This is a genomic window from Sphingomonas sp. MM-1, assembly GCF_000347675.2.
Taxonomy (GTDB): Bacteria; Pseudomonadota; Alphaproteobacteria; order Sphingomonadales; family Sphingomonadaceae; genus Sphingomonas_E; species Sphingomonas_E fennica.
Map to the genome: position 1 here is coordinate 1869835 of NC_020561.1, position 22638 is coordinate 1892472.

Here is a 22638-nt window from a genome sequence, read left to right on the forward strand (position 1 = left end):
GTAGCACGACCGACGTTTCGGGTCATGTGGGGTTTACGCGCGCGTAATCCAATTTCGGGACAATATGGATTCTATGTAACGTCCGGCGGCGGGCGATGCCGCCGCCGGACGCCCGATCCGTCAGCCGATCAGCCCGCCTTGGCGCCGGCGTTGACGCCCATGCTCTGCAGATAGCGCTTCACGTTGCGCGCGGCCTGGCGGATGCGCTGTTCATTCTCCACCATGGCGATGCGGACATGGCCCTCGCCTTCCTCGCCATAGCCGACGCCCGCCGCCACGGCGACGCCGGCATGGGTGAGAAGCTGCTTGGAGAATTCCAGGCTGCCGAGATGCGCCAGCGCCGGCGGCAGCGGTGCCCAGGCGAACATCGAGGCGCGCGGCGTGGGGATTTCCCACCCCGCCCGGCCGAAGCTTTCGACCAGCACGTCGCGGCGGCGGCGATACAGCTCGCGATTCTTCTCGACGATATCCTGCGGGCCGTTGATCGCGGCGACGGCCGCCGCCTGGATCGGCGTGAAGGCGCCGTAATCCAGATAGGACTTCACCCGCGTCAGCGCCGCGATCAGCGTCTTGTTGCCGACCGCGAAACCCATCCGCCAGCCCGCCATCGAATAGGTCTTCGACATGCTGGTGAACTCGATCGCGACATCCTTGGCGCCGGGCACCTGCAGGATCGAGGGCGTCGGGCAGCCGTCATAATAAAGCTCGGAATAAGCAAGGTCGGAAAGCACCCAGACCTTGTTCTCCTTCGCCCAGGCGACGAGCCGTTCGTAGAAAGCCAGGTCCACCACCTCCGCCGTGGGGTTGGAAGGATAGCCCACCACCAGCACCGAAGGCCGGGGCACGGTGAACTTCACCGCGCGATCCAGCGCCTCCCAATAGCGTTCGTCCGGCGTGGTCGGCACGGAACGGATGGTCGCGCCCGCGATGATGAAGCCGAAGGTGTGGATCGGGTAGGACGGGTTGGGCGCCAGCACCACGTCGCCCGGCGCGGTGATCGCCTGGGCGAGGTTGGCGAGGCCCTCCTTCGATCCCAGCGTCACCACCACTTCGGTATCGGGGTCCAGCTCCACGCCGAAGCGGCGGGCATAATAGCCCGCCTGGGCGCGGCGCAGGCCGGGAATGCCCTTCGACGCCGAATAGCCATGGGCATCGGGCTTGCGGGCCACCTCGCACAATTTGTCGATCACGTGCGGCGGCGGGGGCAGATCCGGATTGCCCATGCCGAGGTCGATAATGTCCTCGCCCCGCGCTCGCGCCGCTGCCCGCATCGCATTCACTTCGGCGATAACGTAAGGCGGCAGACGCTTGATGCGGTAAAATTCCTCGGACATGTCTTCCTCTATTGGCGGCCGGGCGGGGATCGCCCACTATCGCCAGCTACGGCCTATAGGCCGGATAGGTGCGGACCAAAAGAAAGGATGCGTGCGGATGGCCGGGCAAAGCGCGAATGGCGGCGACAACGCCTTCCCCTTCGCGCCGGCGAATCTGGCCGACATGCAGCATTGGACGGGCGTGATCGGCCGCCTGCAGCAGATGATGCTGGAACATGCCGCCGGCGCGATGGATGCCGCCGCCCAGGCCGGCGAGGCGATGGCGCATCCGCCGCAGGCGGCGCTGCTGGCCGATCCCGCGCGAATCGGGGGGGCGCAGGCCGATTTCTGGAATGACAACCTCCGGCTGTGGCAGCGTTTCCTCGCGCCCGCCGGGGCGGCGCCCGAACCGTCGCAGGCGGACAAGGACCGCCGCTTCGCCGCCGCGATCTGGCGGGACAATCCGTTGTTCGACCTGATTCGCCAATCCTATCTGCTGATCGCCGATCACATGCTGAAGGGCGTGGACACGCTCGACGGGCTGGAGCCCAGGCAGCGCGATCAGCTGCGCTTCGCCACCCAGGCCTTCGTCGATGCGGTCAGCCCGTCCAACTTCGCCTTCACCAACCCGCAGGTGATCGAGAAGGCGATCGAGACGAACGGCGCGAGCCTGATGAAGGGGCTCGAGCATATGCTGGCCGATCTGGAGAAGGGCCAGCTCACCCACACCGATCCGAACGCCTTCGAGCTGGGCCGCAACATCGCCGCCACGCCGGGCAAGGTGGTCCACGAAACGCCGCTCTACCAGCTGATCCAATATATGCCGACGACCGGCAAGGTGCTGGAAACGCCGCTCATCATCTTCCCACCCTGGATCAACCGCTTCTACATCCTCGATCTCAACCCGGAGAAAAGCTTCGTCCGCTGGGCGGTGGAGCAGGGCCTCAGCGTGTTCGTCGTCTCGTGGAAATCGGCGGACGAAAGCCTCGCCGGCACGACGATGGACGATTATGTGCTGAAGGGGATGCTGGACGCGATCGATACGGTGCGCGCCGCCCTCGATGTCGAAAGCGTCCACGCCATCGGCTATTGCGTCGCCGGCACCAACCTCGCGGCCCTGCTCGCCTATCTCGCCGCCACGGATGCCGCTGGCAAGGTGGCCAGCGCCACCTTCTTCACCGCCCAGGTCGATTTCTCCCGCGCGGGCGATCTCAACCTGTTCGTCGATGACGGCCAGCTCGAGCTGATCGGCCAGCTCGCCGGCGACAAGGGCTATCTGGACGGGCGCTTCATGGCGCTGACCTTCAACCTGCTGCGCGGGCGCGACCTGATCTGGTCCTATGTCGTCAACAATTACCTGCTGGGGCAGGAATATCCGCCGTTCGACCTGCTCTACTGGAACGGGGACACGACCAACCTGCCTTATGCCTGGCACCGTGCCTATCTCGAGGATCTCTATCGCGACAACAAGCTGGTGCGGCCCGGCGCGATCACGGTGGGCGGCGTGCCGATCGACCTCACCACGGTCACGACGCCGGCCTATGTGCAGGCGGGGCGGGAGGACCATATCGCGCCGCCGGCCAGCGTGTGGAAGATCACCGAGCATTTCGCCGGGCCGCTGCGCTTCGTGCTCGCCGGTTCCGGCCATATCGCCGGCGTGGTGAACCCGCCCTCCTCGGGCAAATATCAATATTGGACCGGCCCGGCCAAGGCCGCCTCGCTCGACGATTTCCTCGCCGCCGCGACCGAGACCAAGGGCAGCTGGTGGCCGGACTGGATCGCCTGGCTTCGCGCCTTCGGCACGGGCGAGGTGCCGGCCAAAGGCGCGCGCATCCCCGGCAAGGGCCGGCTGAAGGCGATCGAGGACGCCCCCGGCCGTTATGTGCGGATGCGTTAGACGGGCTTGCCGTAGCGGCAGGCCGGAATCGCGATTCCGGCCGGTTATGCCATATTACTCCCTATAATCATCGACTTGTCCAAATTATGCTGCACTGCACAATGGCCTTGATTTGGTCGCTGCGATTGCGTATTGTGCATCGCAACATCGAACGAGGTCCATCCAATGTCCGATACGCCGGCGACACGGAAGCGCAAGCATTCCACCCAGGCTCCGGTGCCACCTGCCGAGGCAGTGGCGGCGGCGCCGGAATCGAAGCCGGCCGAGGAGGGCGTTGACGGCGCCGTGGCGAAACCGGTCAGCGAGGCGACGGACGCCGTCGCCGAACTCGCCGTCGCCACGCCGCCGGAAATGCCGGCCGATCCCGTGATCGATGTCACCGCCGCCAAGGCTTCGGCCCCGGCGGCCGATCCGGCCCCCGCGACCGCGGTGGCCGTTCCGACGCGCAAGGCCAAGGCTGTCGCGCGTAGCCCGAAGGCGAAAGCCGCCGGGAAGCCCGCGACCCCGCTTCCGGTCGCCAAACCCCGCCGGGTCACCCGCGCCTCCACCAGGCGGGCCGCCCCGGCCAAGACGGCCGCGAAGACGCTGCCCATAAAGGCCATTTCCGCTCCGGCCCTCGGGACCGCGGCGGCGCAGAAAGGATATTTCGATATGCTGAACCCGACCGAGACGACCCGGCAGGCCGCTGAAAAGGCGCAGGCCTTCTTTGCCGAAGCGAATGAGAAGGCGAAGGCCGCGTTCGAGAAGAGCAGCAAGTTCGGTGAGGAGTTCACCGCGCTTGCCAAGGGCAATGTCGAGGCGCTCGTCGAATCGGGCAAGCTCGCCGCCAAGGGCGCCGAGACGCTGACCCAGGAAGCCGCCGAATATGGCAAGAAGGCGTTCGAGCATGCCTCGACCACCTTCAAGAGCCTGGCGGCCGCCAAGAGCCCGACCGAGCTGTTCCAGCTCCAGAGCGAATATGCCCGCACCTCGTTCGACAGCGCGGTGGCGGAAGCCTCCAAGCTCAGCGAGGCGTGGATGAAGCTGGCCGGCGACGTCTTCCAGCCGCTGTCGAACCGCTATGCGGTCGCGGCCGAAAAGCTGAAGACCGCCGCCTTCTGATGTCCGGCGATCCGGGCGAGGCCTGAGCGCCCCGCCCGGATCGCGGAAAATCCGTGCCGGCCCGTGGAGCCGGAACGGTTGCGGCACCGCTCCTCCCTCCCACCCCACTCGCCGAGAAGATGGGATGGAAGCGGGGATCGGTGCCGATCCGGCGTAGCTGGGGAGTATTCCAGCAAGCGGCCGTCCCGGAACCTTCCGGGGCGGCCGTTTTGCCGTGGGGGTTATGCGGCCGGATACCATGTCGCGCCCTTGCCCTTCGCGGCGGCGATGCCATATTCTGTGTTCACCGACATGACGGAAGATATGATGAACGCAGGCGTGCGCAGCGATATTCGTGCGATGGCGGGCAAGGACGAGGAAAACGGCACCGGCCTCGGCGTTGCCACGCGCACCCGCACGCGCACCAAGAAGCCCCAGCCCTACAAGGTGCTGATGCTGAACGACGATTATACGCCGATGGAATTCGTCGTCCTCTGCCTGCAGCGCTTCTTCCGCATGAGCCTGGAGGACGCCACCCGCGTGATGCTCCACGTCCACCAGAAGGGTGTCGGCGTGTGCGGGGTGTTCAGCTATGAAGTCGCGGAAACCAAGGTCAGCCAGGTGATCGATTTCGCCCGGCAGAACCAGCATCCGCTGCAATGCACGCTGGAAAAGGCCTGATCGCGGCGGATCGGCAGCGACAAAACGCCCTCCTCCTCCCAGGCATAGCCCGTCGCCCCGGGCGACAAGCTCCCACCCGTCATTCCCGCGAAAGCGGGAGCGCAGGCCAGCGATGCGGTTGGTTCGATAGCTCCCGACACAATGGATTCCCGCCTGCGCGGGAATGACAAGGTGTGGGGGCGAAGGCGGGGAACCCGATACTGTCGGAGGCTGAGGACGGACGACGACAGGAAATGACGACAGGAAATACGGCCCGAGGCGCTCAGTCGTCGTTCTTCACCATCTCGGCGCCCGTCGCCATCATCGCCTTGGCGGCTTCGGCGGCGGCGTAGATGAAGCCGTTGGTGGGATAGGCGGTCATGCCCAGGCCGCGGCTCGGCCCCCACCAGACGCGCACCTTGCTCCAGTCGCCGGCCTCGGACACGTCGACGGCGGTGACATCGCGTTCCACCTGGCCGCGGCGGCCGTTGATGATCGACCAGTTGGCGTGGGTGAGCTTCACGGTGCGGGCATCGACCACCTCGCTCACGGTCGCGACGTGACCGGCGGGCATCGCCCGGAAGGCGCGGAAGGACAGCACCGATCCCACCTTGGGGGTCTGGCCGCGCTGATATTTGCCGGCGGCCTGCGCCCACCAGTCGGCCGCGCGGCCGAAAAGCTGGATGCCGGAGATCATCCGCGCGAAGGGCGCGCACTGCCAATATTGGCTCTGGGCGGCCGCCGGCGTCGCGGTCAGCGTCATCGACGCCAGCAGCATCGCGGCCATTCCGGCCCAGAAGGATGTGCGCATCATTTAAGTCCCCGCGTGTCCCGTCGCCTTGCTAGGCGGTCTTTGTGCGTCGCGGAAAGACCAGAAAGTTAACAAAACCGGCCTTCTGCGGCGGGCCGCGCTCACCCGGCGACGAGTTGAGCACGGCCCGGCCGATCAATCCTCCTGCTTGAACACCTCGCCGCCCTTCATCACGAAGCCGACCGTCTTCAGCACCTTCACGTCGGCCAGCGGATCGCCCGCCACCGCGATCAGGTCGGCCGCCTTGCCCGGCTCGATCGATCCCACCTCGTCCTTGAGGCCGAGCAGGTCGGCCGCGTTGACCGTCGCCGCCTGGATCGCGCCCATCGGGGTCAGCCCGTGCTTCACCAGCCATTCGAACTCGTCGGCGTTGCGGCCGTGCTTGGAGACGCCGGCATCGGTGCCGAAGGCGATCTTCACGCCGGCCGGCACCGCTTTTTCCAGCGCCTTGCCGGTGATCGAGATCCGCCAGTCGATCTTGGCGCGGACGGCGGGCTCATAGGCGTTGGGATCGGCGGCGATCCGTTCCAGATAGCCGTTCACGGTGGAGAGCGTCGGCACGTAATAAGCGCCCGTCTTGCGGAAGGCGGCGATGTCCGCATCGTCCATCAGCGTGCCATGCTCGATCGAATCGGCGCCGGCGGCGAGCGCCAGCGCGATCCCGTCCGCGCCATGGGCATGCACGGCCACCTTCTTGCCATACATGTGCGCCGTCTCGACGATCGCCTTCGCCTCGTCGTCGAACATCTGCTTGCCCAGCCCCGCGCCGATGCGGCTGTTGACGCCGCCGGTGGTGGCGATCTTGATGACGTCCGCCCCCCGGCCGATCTGGATGCGCACCGCGTGCCGGCAGGATTCGACGCCGTCGCACAGATTCTCGGGCGATCCGGCATGTTCGCGCAGGTCGTCGTTCAGGCCCAGCCGCTCGTCCATGTGGCCTGACGTGGTGGAGATCGACATGCCAGCATCGACGATGCGCGGGCCGACCGCCCAGCCCTGCCGGATCGCATCGCGCAGCGCCAGCGTCACGCCCGAGCCGTCGCCCAGGTTGCGGACGGTGGTGAAGCCGGCGTTCAGCGTCTTGCGGGCGTTCCAGGCGGCTTCATAGGCATGCATCGGCACGCCTTCGGTGAAGCTCGCCAAAAGCCCGTCCTTGCCCGCGCGATCGGATTCGAGGTGGACGTGGGAGTCGATCAGCCCAGGCAGGACATAGCGATCCTTGAGGTCGATCAGCCGCGCGCCGGCGGGTGCCGCGACGAAGCCGTCGCGCACCTCGGCCACCTTGCCGGCACGCACGACGATGGTGGCGTTGCGACGCGGCGCCTGGCCCGGACGATCGAGCAGGGTGCCGGCATGGATCACGATATCGCCGGCCTGCGGATCGGCGAAGGCGGGCGCGGCCACGAGCATCGCGGTGGAAACGGCCAACAGCAAACGCATGAAATCATCCCCCTTTTCGGTTATATCGCCTTGCTTATCGCCTCTCCGCGCCCAACGCCATGGCGTGCGGGAGGCGACGCGCGGATTGAAAAGCGCCCCGCCCCCCGGCTATGGCGCGCGCCGATCCCTTCAACGAAAGCCCCTGCCATGTCCGATACGCCCCCCGATCGCCTGTCGACCAATCCGAAGAGCCCCTATTTCGATGCCGATGCGCTCCAGCGCGGCGTGGGCATCCGCTTCAAGGGCGCGGAAAAGACCAATGTCGAGGAATATTGCGTGTCCGAAGGCTGGGTGCGCATGGCCGTGGGCAATTCGCGCGACCGCCACGGCAATCCGATGACGATCAAGGCCAGCGGCCCGGTCGAGCCCTATTTCCGCGACGTGACGGAAGGCGGCGAATCCGCCGAGGCAAGCCCTTCGGACAACTGATCGACTCGTCTTTGAATCGCTTCGGCGCATCGCAGGCCCTGCGATGTTGCATCGCAACAGAAAAAATGTTCCCCTTCGATCCGCTTCGCGGGTCCACGGTTAAGCTCCCGGCAATCACCGGGGCGCAGGATCATGGGCCTGTAGCGTAGTGGATCGAGGGGGTTGGCATATGGGCACCCAGGCGAGACCGGCAGACGGGGCGATGGCCCTGGCCGAGATGAAGGAGTTTGCGGGCTTTCCCGCCGGCACCCAGCGCTATATCCGCCGATCGCTCGATATCGGCCTCGATCGCGAGAATGCGATGGTCCGCTGGTCGCGCGACATGGTGGAAGCCGCCAGCATCCGCGCCCAGATACGCATCTATGAGCGGCTCGACACGATCCGCGCGCTGGTGCCTGACGATAGCGGCCTCGACGCGGTCGAGCCCTTCTTCGCGCCGCTGGTGATCGTATCGGCCTTCGATCTCGGCCAGGATCGGCTGCCGGCCTTCTCCGCCTACCGCTTCCTCTACGAACGGCTGATCGGGGCGCATGTCCGCCCCTGGCTGCCGGGCGCCTTCTGCGCCGCCGCCGCCCTGCCCCATCTCCACCCCGAAAAACGCCGGCTGCTGCTCCAGTCGATCAGCGAGGCGGCCGCCACCGCGCCCGGCTGGTCCAGCCGCGAACCCTGCTTCTTCCCGGAATGGGTGGAAAAGGTGGAAAGCCTGGCCTGATCGGGCCGGGCGCATTCCCGGAAAAGAGAAGGGCGGCCCCGTCGGAGCCGCCCTTTCCTGTTTCCGAAGAACCGGAACCAGCCGAATCAGCGCATCGTCTGCGCCAGTTCCTTGTTGATCCACAGCGCCAGCAGCGTGCACACCGCGCCGGACAGCAGATAGGCGCCGGCCGCCAGCAGGCCGAAATTGCTGGCGAGCAGCAACGCCACCAGCGGCGCGAAGCCCGCGCCCACCAGCCAGGCGAGGTCCGACGTCAGCGCCGATCCGGTATAGCGGTTGGCGGGCGAGAAGCTGGAGGAGACCGCGCCGGAGGACTGGCCGAAGGCGAGGCCCAGCAGGATGAAGCCCAGCACCATGAAGGCCAGCTCGCCCAGCTCGCCGCCGTTCAGCAGCTGCGGGGCGAAGCCGCTATAGGCGGCGATGGCGGCGGCGGAGAGCGCCAGCAGCGTGCGGCGGCCGACGCGATCGGCGATCAGCCCCGAAGCGATGATCGCCACCACGCCGAAGCCGGCGGCGATCGCCTCGATCACCAGGAAGCGATCGGGCGCGTTCTGGGTGTAGAGGAACACCCAGGAGAGCGGGAACACCGTGACCATGTGGAACATGGCGAAGCTCGCCAGCGGGGCGAAGGCGCCGATGATGATCGTGCGGCCTTCCTCGCGCACCGTCTGCATCACCGGCGCGGGCTCCAGATCGCGATTCTCGTAGAGGCGGGCATATTCCGGCGTCACCACGATGCGCAGCCGGGCGAACAGCGCCACCACGTTGATCGCGAAGGCGACGAAGAAGGGATAGCGCCAACCCCAGGCGAGGAAATCCTCCGCCGGCAGCACATAGACGAAGAAGGCGAACAGCAGGCTGGCGACGATCAGGCCCAGCGGCGCGCCGAGCTGCGGGATCATCGCATACCAGCCCCGCCGGTTCTGCGGCGCGTTGAGCGCGAGCAGCGAGGGCAGGCCATCCCAGGCACCGCCCAGCGCCAGCCCCTGGCCGAAGCGGAACAAGGTGAGCAGCAGGGCGGCGGTGGCGCCCATCTGCTGGTAGCTGGGCAGGAAGGCGACCGCCGCGGTCGACCCGCCGAGCAGGAACAGGGCGATGGTGAGCTTGACGCCCCGGCCGTAGGCGCGGTCGATCGTCATGAACAAAAGCGATCCCAGCGGCCGGGCGATGAAGGCCACCGCGAAGATCGCGAAGGAATAGAGCGTGCCCGTCAGCGGATCGACATAGGGGAAGACCAGCTTCGGGAACACCAGCACCGAGGCGATGGCATAGACGAAGAAATCGAAGAATTCCGACGTCCGGCCGATGATGACGCCAATCGCGATCTCACCCGGCGAGACATGGCTGTGCCGCGAGTTGATTTCGCTGAGATCGCGCTCCGCGGTTCTGGAGCCAACCATCTCTGCACTCATCAAACACTCCCAAACCAAGCGCGCGCCTGATCGGCGTTGGGCCGTCCGCGTGGACCGGCCGCCGCGTTTCTGCCAAGCTGGCGTTTCGGCCAAGCACGAATCGCCCGCGACGGAAGCGCCGCAGACTTTACGCCTCTTTGCTTCCGTTCGCGAACAAGGGGATTGGACAAAATGTCCTATGTCGTTTGCCGCGTCGCAGCACTAGGCGCCCGGACCATGAACCAGCCAGCCCTTTTCCCGGCGCGGGCCATGCGCGCCGCGCGTTCCGGTGCCCTGATCGGCGCCGTCGTCGCCCTTGGCGCCCTTCTCGGCGGTTGCAACGCCGTGGTGCTCGATCCCGCCGGCGACGTCGCGAAGCAGCAGGCCAACCTGGTCGTCATCTCGACGGTGCTGATGCTGCTGATCATCGTGCCGGTGATGGCGCTCACCGTGCTGTTCGCCTGGCGCTACCGCCAGTCCAACAAGGAAGCGCGCTACGAGCCGGAATGGGATCATTCCACCCAGCTCGAGCTGCTGATCTGGGCGGCGCCGCTGCTGATCATCATCTGCCTGGGCGCGATCACCTGGACGAGCACCCATCTGCTCGATCCCTATCGCCCGGTCTCGCGCGTGGCGAAGGACCAGCCCGTGCCCGCCGACGCCCGGCCGCTGGAGGTCGAGGTGGTGGCGCTCGACTGGAAATGGCTGTTCATCTACCCCGAATATGGCATCGCCACGGTGAACGAGCTCGCCGCGCCGGTCGATCGCCCGATCAATTTCCGCATCACCTCCTCCTCGGTGATGAATTCCTTCTACATCCCCGCGCTGGCCGGCCAGATCTATGCGATGCCGGGGATGGAGACGAAGCTGCACGCCGTGCTCAACAAGGCCGGCAATTATGAAGGCTTCTCCGCCAATTACAGCGGCGCGGGCTTCTCGGGCATGCGCTTCCGCTTCCACGGCCTCGACGATGCCGGCTTCGCCGCCTGGGTCGCCAAGGCGCGCGCGGAGAAGGACCGGCTCGACCGCAAGGCCTATCTGGAGCTTGAGCGGCCGAGCGAGAACGTGCCCGTCCGCCGCTTCGCCGCGGTCGACGCCGATCTCTACGACGCGGTCGTCAACATGTGCGTCGAGCCCGGCAAGATGTGCATGAGCGAGATGATGGCGATCGACGCCAAGGGCGGCCTCGGCAAGGAAGGCATCCGCAACGTCCGCCAGCTCACCTACGACAAGCATGCCCGCCGCGGCGCGGTGCTGGCGCCCCAGCCGATGATGGTGGGCGCGGTCTGCGCCCCGCCGCAGCCGGTGAAGCAGGCGGCGGCCGAAAGGCCGGCCCCCACCGGCGCGCCGCTCACCGGCGCCGGCCTGCCGCGCCCCGGCGTGATCGGCGGGCCGCCACGCGCCTCCGCCGACGCGGTCGTCCCCCGCGCGAACAATAGCTGATTGCCCCGGAAATCCTGATGACGGTCGAGTCCACCATGGAAAACCAATATGCCGCGCTCAGCCCGATCTTCGGTCGCCTGTCGCTGGAATCGCTGCCGCTGCACGAACCGATCCTGGTCGCGACCTTCGCGGCCGTGGCGCTGGGCGGCATAGCGCTGGTCGGCGCGCTCACCTATTTCCGCCTCTGGGGCTATCTCTGGAAGGAATGGTTCACCACCGTCGATCACAAGCGGATCGGCATCATGTACATGATCCTGGGCCTGGTGATGCTGCTGCGCGGCTTCGCCGATGCCGTCATGATGCGCCTCCAGCAGGCGATGGCGTTCAACGGGTCCGAGGGCTATCTGACCGCGCACCATTATGATCAGGTGTTCACCGCCCATGGCGTGATCATGATCTTCTTCGTGGCGATGCCCTTCGTCACCGGCCTGATGAACTATGTGGTGCCGCTGCAGATCGGCGCGCGCGACGTTTCCTTCCCCTATCTCAACAATTTCAGCTTCTGGATGACGACGGCGGGTGCCGTGCTGGTGATGTTCTCGCTGTTCATCGGCGAATTCGCGCGCACCGGCTGGCTGGCTTATCCGCCGCTGTCCAACATCGGCTACAGCCCGGATGTCGGGGTCGATTACTATATCTGGGCGCTGCAGATAGCGGGCGTCGGCACATTGCTGTCCGGCGTCAACCTGGTGGCGACGATCGTGAAGATGCGCGCGCCGGGCATGTCGATGATGAAGATGCCGGTCTTCACCTGGACGGCGCTGTGCACCAACGTGCTGATCGTGGCGGCCTTCCCGGTGCTGACCGCGGTGATGGCGCTGCTCTCGCTCGATCGCTATGTGGGCACCAACTTCTTCACGAACGATTTCGGCGGCAGCCCGATGATGTACGTGAACCTGATCTGGATCTGGGGCCACCCGGAGGTCTACATCCTGATCCTGCCGCTGTTCGGCGTCTTTTCCGAAGTCACCTCCACCTTCACCGGCAAGCGGCTGTTCGGCTATACGTCGATGGTCTACGCCACGGTGGTCATCACCATCCTGTCCTATATCGTGTGGCTGCACCACTTCTTCACGATGGGATCGGGCGCCAGCGTCAACAGCTTCTTCGGCATCACCACCATGGTGATCTCGATCCCCACGGGGGCCAAGCTCTTCAACTGGCTGTTCACCATGTATCGCGGCCGCATCCGCTTCGAACTGCCGATGATGTGGACGGTGGCGTTCATGCTGACCTTCGTGGTCGGCGGCATGACCGGCGTTCTCCTTGCCGTGCCGCCCGCGGATTTCGTGCTCCACAACTCGCTGTTTCTGATCGCGCACTTCCACAACGTGATCATCGGCGGCGTGCTGTTCGGCCTGTTCGCGGCGATCAACTACTGGTTCCCCAAGGCCTTCGGCTTCCGGCTCGACCCCTTCTGGGGCAAGGTCTCCTTCTGGGCCTGGGTGGTGGGCTTCTGGCTGGCCTTCATGCCGCTCTACGTGCTCGGCCTGATGGGGGTGACGCGGCGGATGCGCGTGTTCGACGATCCCTCGCTCCAGATCTGGTTCGTGATCGCCGCCTTCGGCGCCGCCCTGATCGCGATCGGCATCGCCGCCATGCTGGTGCAGTTCGCCGTCAGCTACCTGAAGCGCGACCAGCTTCGCGACACGACGGGCGATCCGTGGAACGGCCGCACGCTGGAATGGTCCACCTCCTCGCCGCCGCCGGACTACAACTTCGCCTTCACGCCGGTGATCCACGATCTCGATGCCTGGTATGACATGAAGAGCCGCGGCTATGTGCGCCCCACCGGCGGCTACCGGCCGATCCACATGCCGAAGAACACCGGCACCGGCGTGATCCTGGCCGCGCTCAGCCTCGCCTGCGGCTTCGGGCTGGTCTGGTATATCTGGTGGCTGGCGGCGCTGAGCTTCGCGGGCGTGCTCGCGGTCGCGATCGGCCACAGCTTCAACTACAAGCGCGATTTCTACATTCCTGCGGAAACCGTGGAAAAGACGGAAGACGAGCGGACGCGCCTGCTCGCGGCGGGAGCATAAGATAATGGCCGACACCAGCCTCACCATGACCCAGTCGGGCGCGCCCCGCTTCCACCTGGAGGAGGAGCATCACCACGCCGAAGGCGGCAGCACGATGCTCGGCTTCTGGATCTACCTGATGAGCGACTGCCTCATCTTCGCGATCCTGTTCGCCTGCTACGGCGTGCTCGGCGGCAATTACGCCGCCGGCCCTTCGCCGCGCGACCTGTTCGATCTGCCGCTCGTCGCGCTCAACACGACGATGCTGCTCTTCTCCTCGATCACCTACGGCTTCGCCATGCTGGCGATGGAGAAGGGCGCGATCGGGCGGACGCAGGGCTGGCTGGCCATCACCGGCCTGTTCGGCGCGGCCTTCCTCGGCATCGAGCTCTACGAGTTCGCGCACCTGATCCACGAGGGCGCCACGCCCCAGCGCAGCGCCTTCCTCTCCTCCTTCTTCACGCTGGTCGGCACCCACGGCCTCCACGTCACCTTCGGCATCGTCTGGCTGGTGACGCTGATGGTGCAGGTGGCGCGGCGCGGGCTGATCCCGGCCAACCGCCGGCGGCTGATGTGCCTCAGCCTGTTCTGGCACTTCCTCGACGTCATCTGGATCGGCGTCTTCACCTTTGTCTATCTGATGGGAATGCTGCGATGAGCACGGACGCCCACGGCGATCATGCCGGCCACCACGAGGATCATGGCCATGGCGACGCGCACGGCCACGGCACGCTGCGCGATTACGTAACCGGCTTCATCCTCGCCGCGATCCTGACGGCCATTCCCTTCTGGCTGGTGATGACGGACGCGCTGGGCGACAACCAGCTCACCGCGCTCGTCATCATGGGCTTCGCGGTGGCGCAGGTGGTGGTCCACATGATCTACTTCCTCCACATGAACGCGCGGTCCGAAGGCGGATGGACGATCATGGCGCTGATCTTTACTATCGTCCTCGTCGTCATCGCACTGACGGGATCGCTGTGGGTGATGTACCACCTCAACACCAACATGATGCCCATGTCGCCGCACGACATGAGCCAGATGCCTTGACCGCCGCCGGCGCGGGAGAGGACATAGCAAAGCACAAGAACGGGAAATCGGGCCGGTCCGCCGCGTCGCTCGCGCTCATCGGCCTCCTCGTCCTGCTGGGGGTCGCGGGCCTTGCGGGGCTGGGCCTCTGGCAGGTGCAGCGGCTCGCCTGGAAGGAGGCGCTGATCGCCCGGGTCGACGCCCGCGTCCACGCCGCGCCGGTGCCCGCCCCCGGCCCCGCCGCCTGGGCCGGCATTTCAGCCGCCGGCGACGAATATCGCCGCGTCGCCCTCCACGGCCGCTTCCGCCACGATCGCGAGACGCTGGTGCAGGCCGTCACCGATCTCGGCAGCGGCTATTGGGTGCTCACCCCGCTTGCCGACGACCGCGGCTTCACCGTCCTCGTCAATCGCGGCTTCGTGCCGCCCGACCGGCGCGATCCCGCCACCCGCGCCGCCGGCAACCCGGCCGGGCCGGCCAGCGTCACCGGCCTCCTCCGCATCACCGAGCCCAGGGGCGGCTTCCTGCGCGGCAACGATCCCGCCGCCGATCGCTGGCATTCGCGCGATGTCGCCGCCATCGCCGCCGCCCGCCATCTGCGGCCAGGCCCCATCGCCCCCTATTTCATCGATGCCGATGCCGCGCCCAATGCCGGCGGCTATCCCGTGGGCGGGCTCACCGTCGTCCGCTTCCCCAACAACCATCTCCAATATGCGATCACCTGGTTCGTGATGGCGCTGCTGCTGGCGGGCGCCGGCGCGGTCGTCGCCCGGCAGGAGATGCGCGCGCGGCGGGCCGCATGAACGCCGTCTGGGACAAGGCGCGCATGGCGATGGCCCCGGTGGAAGGGCCGGCGTCGATCGGCGTCAACAACATGCTGCTGCTGCTCCAGCTCCGCTGGATCGCGGTGCTCGGCCAGCTCGGCACCATCGCCGTCGTCCATGGCGTGATGGGCATTCCGCTGCCGCTGGGGCCGTTGCTGCTGATGCCGGCGCTGCTGATCGCCATCAACCTCCTGAGCCGCCCCTTCCTGCGCGAGCGCAAGCACGTCACCAATGGCGAGCTGTTCAGCGCCTTCCTCGTCGATGTCGCGGCGCTGACCTGGCAGCTCCACCAGACGGGCGGCCTCACCAATCCCTTCGCCTGGCTGTTCCTGCTCCAGGTCGTGCTGGGCGCGATCCTGCTCAAGCCCTGGTCGAGCTGGGCGATCGTCGGCGTGACCACGCTCTGCCTCGCCTGGCTGATGGGCCATTATCGCCCGCTGGCCCTGCCGCCCGGCCATCAGGACGACCTGTTCGGCCTCTATCTGCAGGGCGGGCTGGTCTGCTTCGGCCTGATCGCGATCCTGCTGGTGGTGTTCGTCACCCAGATCAGCCGCAACCTGCGCGAACGCGATGCCTCGCTCGCCGATGTCCGCCAGCAGGCGGCGGAGGAGAATCACATCGTCCGCATGGGCCTGCTCGCTTCCGGCGCCGCGCACGAGCTCGGCACGCCGCTCTCCTCCCTGTCGGTGATCCTGGGGGACTGGCAGCGCATGCCGGAGCTCGCCGGCAATCCCGATCTCGCGCAGGACATCGCCGACATGCAGGCCGAGGTGCAGCGCTGCAAGGCGATCGTCAGCGGCATATTGATGTCGGCGGGCGAGGCGCGCGGCGTGGCGCCCGCCGTCACCACCATGCGCCGCTTCCTCGACGATATCGTCGCGGACTGGCGATCGAGCCGGCTGGCCGGCACCGTCGACTATGACGATCGCTTCGGCGCGGACGTGCCGATCGTCTCCGATCCCGCGCTGAAGCAGGTGATCGGCAACGTCATCGACAATGCGGCCGAAGTCTCGCCCCACTGGATCGGCATCGTCGCCCGGCGCGAGCAGGATCTGCTGGTGCTTTCGGTCAGCGATCGCGGCCCCGGCTTCAGCCCGGACATGCTGAACGGCTTCGGCCAGCCCTATCGGTCCAGCAAGGGGCGGCCGGGCGGCGGGCTCGGCCTGTTCCTGCTCGTCAATGTGCTGCGCAAGCTCGGCGGGCGGGCGGAGGCGCAGAACCGCCCCGGCGGCGGCGCCACCGTCACCATCATGCTGCCCTTGTCGGCCATCGCCTATGCGCCGAAGGAATCCTCTCGGGAGATCGCGCCATGACCGGCCCGGAAAGACTGCTGGTGATCGTGGAGGACGATGCCGCCTTCGCCCGCACGCTCCGCCGCTCCTTCGAACGGCGCGGCTATGCCGTGCTGTCCGCCGCCAGCCATGACGCGCTGGTGGCCCTGCTCGCCGATCACGATCCCGGCTATGCCGTGGTCGATCTCAAGCTTGGCGGCGCTTCCGGCCTGGCCTGCGTGCAGGCGCTCCACGCGCATGATCCGGATATGCGGATCGTCGTCCTCACCGGCTTCGCCAGCATCGCGACGGCGGTGGAGGCGATCAAGCTCGGCGCCTCGCACTATCTCGCCAAGCCTTCCAACACTGACGATATCGAGGCCGCCTTCGATCGTGCCGACGGCGACGCCGCAACCCCTGTCGACGGCCGCCAGACATCGATCAAGACGCTGGAGTGGGAACATATCCACCAGACGCTGGTGGATACCGACTTCAACATATCGGAAGCCGCCCGCCGGCTCGGCATGCATCGCCGCACGCTGGCGCGGAAGCTGGAGAAGCGGCAATTGCGCTGAAGACGTGCCGGAAAGCGGCCGCCTTCGTATCCGAAAGATGTTTCAGGCTTGTTGCGATGGATTCGCATCGTTGCGGCAAAGCATCATGATGGAAAAATCGGACGAGCCGAAGTGAGATTGGGCCGGAAAGTGGCTCGACAATCGCTATTTAATATGATGGCATCAGCCTATGTCTGATCGCCCTCGGACCCCACTTCTCGATCTGGTGCGCACACCGGATGAACTGCGGCGATTGAGCCCCGATCAACTTGCCACCCTTGCGTCCGAGTTGCGTGCGGAGATGATATCGGCGGTGGGTGTGACGGGGGGGCATTTGGGGTCTGGCCTGGGTGTGGTGGAGCTGACGGTGGCGCTCCATTATGTGTTCGACACGCCCAGGGACGTGCTGATCTGGGACGTGGGCCACCAGGCCTATCCGCACAAGATATTGACCGGCAGGCGTGATCGCATCCGCACCTTGCGGCAGGGCGGCGGGCTTTCGGGTTTCACCAGGCGGTCCGAGAGCGAATATGATCCGTTCGGGGCGGCGCACAGCTCGACCTCGATCTCGGCGGCGCTCGGCTTTGCGGTGGCGAACAAGCTGGCGGGCGCGGCCGGCAAGGCGATCGCGGTGATCGGCGACGGGGCGATGTCGGCGGGCATGGCCTATGAGGCGATGAACAACGCCGCCCAGGCCGGCAACCGGCTGGTGGTGATCCTGAACGACAATGACATGTCGATCGCGCCGCCGGTGGGGGGGCTGTCCGCCTATCTCGCCCGGATCGTCTCGTCGCGGCCGTTCCTGTCCCTGCGCGATCTCGCCAAGAAGGTGGCGCGCCGGCTGCCGCGCCCGCTGCACGACGTCGCCAGCAAGACCGACCAGTTCGCCCGCGGCATGACGATGGGCGGCACGCTGTTCGAGGAGCTGGGCTTTTATTATGTCGGGCCGATCGACGGCCATAATCTCGATCACCTGATCCCGATCCTGGAGAATGTCCGCGACGCCTCCGAAGGGCCGATCCTGGTCCATGTCGTGACCCAGAAGGGCAAGGGCTATGCGCCGGCGGAGGCGGCGGCCGACAAATATCATGGCGTGCAGAAGTTCGATGTGGTGACGGGCGCGCAGGCCAAGGCGCCGCCGGGGCCGCCGGCCTATACCGCCGTCTTCGCCGATGCGCTGGTGGCCGAGGCGAAGCGCGACGAGACGATCTGCGCGATCACCGCGGCGATGCCGTCGGGCACCGGGCTCGACCGGTTCGAGAAGGCGTTTCCCGATCGCTGCTTCGACGTCGGCATTGCCGAACAGCATGCGGTGACCTTCGCCGCCGGCCTGGCCGCGCGCGGCATGCGGCCGTTCTGCGCGATCTATTCCACCTTCCTGCAGCGCGCCTACGACCAGGTGGTGCACGACGTGGCGATCCAGAACCTGCCGGTGCGCTTCGCGATCGACCGGGCGGGGCTGGTGGGGGCGGACGGCGCCACCCATGCCGGCAGCTTCGACGTCACCTATCTCGCCTCGCTGCCCAATTTCGTGGTGATGGCGGCCGCCGACGAGGCGGAGCTGACCCACATGGTCCACACCATGGCGCTGCACGATACGGGGCCGATCGCGGTGCGCTATCCCCGGGGCAACGGCACCGGCGCCGCCATCCCCGCCACGCCCGAGCGGCTGGAGATCGGCAAGGGCCGGCTGGTGCGCGAGGGCAAGACGGTGGCGATCCTCTCGCTCGGCACGCGGCTGGCGGAGGCCGAGCGCGCGGCGGACCAGCTGGAGGCCCTGGGCCTTTCCACCAGCGTCGCCGACCTGCGCTTCGCCAAGCCGCTGGACGAGGCGCTGATCCGCCGGCTGCTGTCCACCCATGAGGTGGCGGTCACCATCGAGGAAGGCGCGATCGGCGGCCTCGGCGCGCATGTGCTGACGCTGGCCTCCGACGCCGGGTTGATCGACGGCGGCCTGAAGCTGCGCACCATGCGCCTGCCCGACATCTTCCAGGATCAGGACAAGCCCGAGCGCCAGTACGAACAGGCCGGCCTCGACCACAATGCCATCACCGCAACCGTCCTCGCGGCCCTCAGAAAAAATAGCCTCGCCGTCGCGGGGGATGCCGGTTGATCGGCGCGCGGCTGTTGCTGGCCGCGCTGCTGGCGGCGCCCGCCGCCGATCCGTCCGGGTCGATCGAGATCGCCGTCACCGGCGTCCGCACCGCCGAAGGGCGCGTCCATGTCGATATCTGCCCCGAGGCGCATTTCCTGAAAGAGGATTGCCCGTGGTCGGGCGAGGCGCCGGCGCGGATCGGCGCCACCGTCGTCGTGGTGCGGGGCGTACCGCCGGGCCGCTATGCCGCGCAGGGCTTCCATGACCGCAACGGCAACGGCAAGGTCGATCGCAACCTGATCGGCATTCCCACCGAGGGCATCGGCTTTTCCAACGACGCGAAGATCCGTCTCGGCCCGCCCAAATTCGCCGATGCCGCCTTCGATCACGGGCCGGGCGACCAGAGGATCGCCTTCCGCCTGCGCCATATGGCGGGCTGAAGCAGGGCGTGGCGCGGCTGGCCCCAGCAACGATGCCGGCGCGGGCGAACGGGCCGGTCGCCCGCGCGGTGGACGCCGCCTGCCGGCGGCCGATGGCGGTGCTGGTCGCCGCCCTCCTCCTCGCGCTGGCCGCCGGCGCCTATGCCGCCACCCATTTCGCGATGACGACGGACAGCACGGCGCTGATCTCGCCCGATGTCGGCTGGCGGGTGAACGAGCGCCGGCTCGACGCCGCCTTCCCGCAGAATGGCGACGCGATACTGGTGGTGGTGGATGGCGCGACGGCGGAGCTGGCGGAGACCGCCTCCGCCGCGCTCGCCGATCGGCTGGCGGTCGATCGCGCCCATTTCCGGGGCGTCACCCGGCCCGACGGCGGCCAATTCTTCGCACGCGAGGGGCTGCTCTTCCGGTCGCAGGCCGATGTCGCCGCCGCGTCGGCCCGGATGGTGGAGGCCCAGCCCTTCCTCGGCCCGCTCGCCGCCGATCCCAGCCTGCGCGGCATCGCCGATGCGCTCGGCACGATGATCTCCGGCGTCGACCGGGGCGAGGCCGATATCGCCCGGATCGACCGGCCGATGGCGGCACTGGCAGACGCGCTGGAGGCGCAGGCGGCCGGCCGGCCGGCCTATTTCTCCTGGCAGGCGCTGCTCGGCGACGGGGACAAGGAGGGCGCGCTGGAGGCCCCGCGCCGCCGGCTGATCCTGGTCCGCCCGATCCTCGATTATGGCGCGCTCCAGCCCGGCATGGCCGCGAGCGACGCGATCCGTGCCGCCGCCCGCGCGCTCGCCCTCGATCCCGCCCATGGCGTCACCGTTCGCCTCACCGGATCGGTGCCGCTGTCGGACGAGGAATTCTCCTCGCTCGCCGACAAGGCATGGCTGGTGGCCATGGTGATGATCGCCGCCATGCTCGGCACATTATGGCTCGCCACCCGCTCCGGCCGTCTGGTCGCGGCGATCATGCTCACCACGCTCGCCGGCCTCGTCGTCACCGCCGCGATCGGGCTGATCGCCGTCGGCCGGTTCAACCTGATCTCGGTCGCGTTCATCCCGCTGTTCGTGGGGCTGGGCGTCGATTTCGGTATCCAGATCGCCGTGCGCTTCCAGGCCGAACGCCATGGCGGCGCGAGCCCCGCCGATGCGCTGCGGGGGGCCGCCACCGCGCTCGGCGCGCCGCTGCTGCTTGCCGCCGGCGCCGTCTGCCTCGGCTTCCTTGCCTTCCTGCCCACCGATTATGTGGGGATCGCCGAACTGGGCATCATCTCCGGCATCGGCATGATCGTGGCGCTCGCCTTCAGCGCCAGCTTGCTGCCGGCGCTGATCCTGCTGCTGCGCCCCGGCCGGCCCCGCGCCGAGGTGGGCACGCCCGCGCTGGCCCCGGCCGACGCCTTCCTGATCCAGCGGCGCAAATTGGTGCTGGGCCTGTTCGGCCTGTCGATGGTGGTGAGCATCATCGCGCTGCCGGCGGTGCGGTTCGATTTCAACCCGCTCCACCTCAAGGCCCCCGATGCCGAGGCGATGGCGACGCTGACCGATCTGATGCACGATCCCGATCGCAACCCCAATGTGATCGACATCCTCGCGCCCGATCTCCCCGCCGCCCGCCGGCTCGCCGCGCGGCTGGAAGCCTTGCCCGAGGTCGGCCGGGTGATGACGATCGAAAGCTTCGTGCCCGAAGGCCAGGCGGAAAAGCTCGCCACGATCGCCGATGCGCGCCTGCTGCTCGATCTCACGCTCGATCCGCTGGAGCCGCTGCCGCCGCCAAGCGACGCCGATACGGTCGCCGCCCTCCGCCGCACGGCCGCCGCGCTCGCCGCCCATGGCGAAAACCCCAATGCCCGCCGCTTGGCCAAGGCCCTCTCCACGCTGGCCGGCGCGCCGCCCGAGGCCCGCGGCAACGCCCGTGCGATGCTGGTGCCGCCGCTGGAGGCGATGCTCGCCCAGCTGCGCGCCGCCCTGTCCGCCGAACCCGTCACGCTGGCCGATATCCCCGCCGATCTGAAGCGCGACTGGCTGGCCCCGAAGGGCGGCGTGCGCGTGCAGGCGGTGCCGCGCGCGGCCGGCAACGACAATGAAGCGCTCGCCCGCTTCACCCGCGCGGTGCGCGCGATCGCGCCCGATGCCACCGGCGTCGCCATATCCACCCAGGAAGGCGCGCGCACCGTCGCCCATGCCTTCGTCCATGCCGGCCTGCTGGCGCTGGCGGCGATCAGCCTGCTGCTCTTCGCCGTGCTGCGCGACCTGCGCGAGGTGGCCTTCACCCTCGCGCCCGTCGTCCTTTCGGGATTCCTCACGCTCGGCACCTGCGTGCTGATCGGCCAGCCGATCAACTTCGCCAACATCATCGCCTTCCCGCTGCTGTTCGGGGTGGGCGTGGCCTTCCACATCTATTTCGTGATGGCCTGGCGGGCCGGCACCGCCGATCTCCTGCAATCCAGCCTCGCGCGCGCCATCTTCTTCTCGGCGCTCGCCACCGGCACCGCCTTCGGCAGCCTCTGGCTGTCCAGCCATCCCGGCACCGCCAGCATGGGCAAGATCCTGATGCTGTCGCTCGCCTGGACCCTGGTGTGCGCGCTGATCTTCGAGCCCGCCCTGCTCGGGCCGCCGCGAAAGGATCAGCGTTGAGCGCCGCCGTCGATCGCGCGCAGCCGCCGGGCGACGCCGGCCACGCCATCCGTGGCGACGGTGCGGGCAAGGTCCGCGCGCTGCACGGCAAGCTGGCTCACCCCTTGCGCGATCACGTCGATGATCCGCCATTCCCCGCCCGACTGTCGCATCCGATAGAGCAATGTATCGCCGCCGCTGGTGCCGGTGCGGATCGTCACCTTCACGATCCGGCTGCTGTCCCGCACGGTAACGTCGGGATCGACGATGAAGCGCTCCCCGCCATAGCTCGCGAAATTCCGCGCGAGCGACAGGGCCGAATGCCGCGTCAGCGCCGCGATCGCCGCCTGCCGGTCCGCCGCCGGGCTGGCGGCCCATTTCGGGCCGATCACCAAAGCCGTGATCGCCGGCATGTCGTAATAAGCCCGCACCGCCGCCTCGAACCGGTCGGTGCGCTGGCCCAGCGGCAGCCGCGCCTTCATGATCGCGACCACCTGATCGTTATAGGCCGCCACGCGCGCGGCCGGATCGGCGGCCTGCGCCCGGACCGCGACGGGCGCCAGCGGCATGGCGGCAAGCGCCAGAAGAAAGGCGGGGCGGAACATCGGCGTCTCCATCCGCGACGGGC

At 67.6% G+C, this 22638-nt stretch carries 20 protein-coding genes; 15 read left to right on the plus strand and 5 right to left on the minus strand.

The window, feature by feature from the left end; genetic code table 11:
• Positions 1 to 128: 128 nt before the first annotated feature.
• On the minus strand, positions 129 to 1334 hold the full coding sequence (locus G432_RS09145; RefSeq protein ID WP_015458538.1) for an LL-diaminopimelate aminotransferase: 1206 nt from the start codon (positions 1332 to 1334) through the stop codon (positions 129 to 131).
• A 97-nt stretch (positions 1335 to 1431) separates the two neighbouring features.
• On the opposite strand from G432_RS09145, the gene G432_RS09150 reads away from it, so the two are divergent.
• From G432_RS09150 to clpS, 3 genes are all read left to right on the plus strand, one after another.
• A complete protein-coding gene (locus G432_RS09150; protein WP_015458539.1) occupies positions 1432 to 3210 on the plus strand; it encodes a PHA/PHB synthase family protein in 1779 nt (592 codons plus the stop codon).
• Positions 3211 to 3375: 165 nt separating this feature from the next.
• Complete coding sequence (locus G432_RS09155; protein ID WP_015458540.1) at positions 3376 to 4311, plus strand: phasin family protein; 936 nt, start codon at positions 3376 to 3378, stop codon at positions 4309 to 4311.
• 306 nt (positions 4312 to 4617) lie between these two features.
• Positions 4618 to 4971 carry an ATP-dependent Clp protease adapter ClpS gene (gene clpS, locus G432_RS09160; protein ID WP_084653559.1) on the plus strand — a complete coding sequence of 118 codons (354 nt, stop codon included), beginning with the start codon at positions 4618 to 4620 and terminating at the stop codon, positions 4969 to 4971.
• A gap of 262 nt (positions 4972 to 5233) precedes the next feature.
• Here the strand turns inward: clpS and G432_RS09165 are convergent, their stop codons facing one another.
• Positions 5234 to 5764 (minus strand): CHAP domain-containing protein, encoded by a 531-nt coding sequence (locus G432_RS09165; protein WP_015458542.1) that lies wholly within the window; start codon positions 5762 to 5764, stop codon positions 5234 to 5236.
• 132 nt (positions 5765 to 5896) lie between these two features.
• On the minus strand, positions 5897 to 7201 hold the full coding sequence (locus tag G432_RS09170) for a metal-dependent hydrolase family protein (RefSeq protein WP_015458543.1): 1305 nt from the start codon (positions 7199 to 7201) through the stop codon (positions 5897 to 5899).
• 147 nt (positions 7202 to 7348) lie between these two features.
• Between G432_RS09170 and G432_RS09175 the strand changes: the two genes are divergently transcribed.
• Positions 7349 to 7630, plus strand: coding sequence for a DUF3297 family protein (locus G432_RS09175; protein WP_015458544.1), 282 nt, complete (start codon positions 7349 to 7351; stop codon positions 7628 to 7630).
• A 169-nt stretch (positions 7631 to 7799) separates the two neighbouring features.
• Entirely contained in the window at positions 7800 to 8342 is a 543-nt protein-coding gene (locus tag G432_RS09180; protein ID WP_015458545.1) for a hypothetical protein, read from the plus strand.
• A gap of 86 nt (positions 8343 to 8428) precedes the next feature.
• On the opposite strand, the gene G432_RS09185 is transcribed toward G432_RS09180, so the two are convergent.
• Positions 8429 to 9754: an MFS transporter gene (locus tag G432_RS09185; protein WP_015458546.1), complete on the minus strand. Its 1326-nt coding sequence runs from the start codon at positions 9752 to 9754 to the stop codon at positions 8429 to 8431.
• A 216-nt stretch (positions 9755 to 9970) separates the two neighbouring features.
• On the opposite strand from G432_RS09185, the gene cyoA reads away from it, so the two are divergent.
• The 10 genes from cyoA (at position 9971) to G432_RS09235 (ending at position 22031) form a co-directional block, all read left to right on the plus strand.
• Positions 9971 to 11176, plus strand: coding sequence for a ubiquinol oxidase subunit II (gene cyoA / locus G432_RS09190; RefSeq protein WP_015458547.1), 1206 nt, complete (start codon positions 9971 to 9973; stop codon positions 11174 to 11176).
• A 35-nt stretch (positions 11177 to 11211) separates the two neighbouring features.
• Positions 11212 to 13215: a cytochrome o ubiquinol oxidase subunit I gene (gene cyoB / locus G432_RS09195; protein WP_015458548.1), complete on the plus strand. Its 2004-nt coding sequence runs from the start codon at positions 11212 to 11214 to the stop codon at positions 13213 to 13215.
• 4 nt (positions 13216 to 13219) lie between these two features.
• Positions 13220 to 13852, plus strand: a complete 633-nt coding sequence (gene cyoC / locus G432_RS09200) for a cytochrome o ubiquinol oxidase subunit III (protein WP_015458549.1) — start codon at positions 13220 to 13222, stop codon at positions 13850 to 13852.
• Positions 13849 to 14244, plus strand: coding sequence for a cytochrome o ubiquinol oxidase subunit IV (gene cyoD / locus G432_RS09205; RefSeq protein WP_015458550.1), 396 nt, complete (start codon positions 13849 to 13851; stop codon positions 14242 to 14244). Before cyoC ends, cyoD begins: the two co-directional genes overlap by 4 nt.
• Positions 14241 to 15026, plus strand: a complete 786-nt coding sequence (locus tag G432_RS09210; protein ID WP_015458551.1) for an SURF1 family protein — start codon at positions 14241 to 14243, stop codon at positions 15024 to 15026. The genes cyoD and G432_RS09210 overlap by 4 nt, the downstream gene beginning before the upstream one ends.
• On the plus strand, positions 15023 to 16360 hold the full coding sequence (locus tag G432_RS09215; RefSeq protein ID WP_015458552.1) for an ATP-binding protein: 1338 nt from the start codon (positions 15023 to 15025) through the stop codon (positions 16358 to 16360). Before G432_RS09210 ends, G432_RS09215 begins: the two co-directional genes overlap by 4 nt.
• Entirely contained in the window at positions 16357 to 16893 is a 537-nt protein-coding gene (locus G432_RS09220; protein WP_015458553.1) for a response regulator transcription factor, read from the plus strand. The genes G432_RS09215 and G432_RS09220 overlap by 4 nt, the downstream gene beginning before the upstream one ends.
• A 169-nt stretch (positions 16894 to 17062) precedes the next feature.
• The gene (gene dxs, locus G432_RS09225; RefSeq protein ID WP_015458554.1) at positions 17063 to 18985 is read left to right on the plus strand and encodes a 1-deoxy-D-xylulose-5-phosphate synthase; all 1923 of its coding nucleotides are present in this window, start codon (positions 17063 to 17065) and stop codon (positions 18983 to 18985) included.
• Positions 18982 to 19407 (plus strand): DUF2141 domain-containing protein, encoded by a 426-nt coding sequence (locus G432_RS09230; protein ID WP_015458555.1) that lies wholly within the window; start codon positions 18982 to 18984, stop codon positions 19405 to 19407. The genes dxs and G432_RS09230 overlap by 4 nt, the downstream gene beginning before the upstream one ends.
• A 32-nt stretch (positions 19408 to 19439) precedes the next feature.
• Positions 19440 to 22031: an MMPL family transporter gene (locus G432_RS09235; protein ID WP_015458556.1), complete on the plus strand. Its 2592-nt coding sequence runs from the start codon at positions 19440 to 19442 to the stop codon at positions 22029 to 22031.
• Here G432_RS09235 and G432_RS09240 read toward each other — a convergent pair.
• Positions 22022 to 22615 carry an ABC transporter substrate-binding protein gene (locus tag G432_RS09240; RefSeq protein ID WP_015458557.1) on the minus strand — a complete coding sequence of 198 codons (594 nt, stop codon included), beginning with the start codon at positions 22613 to 22615 and terminating at the stop codon, positions 22022 to 22024. The two genes, G432_RS09235 and G432_RS09240, sit on opposite strands and share 10 nt — an antisense overlap.
• Between the last annotated feature and the right edge of the window lie 23 nt (positions 22616 to 22638).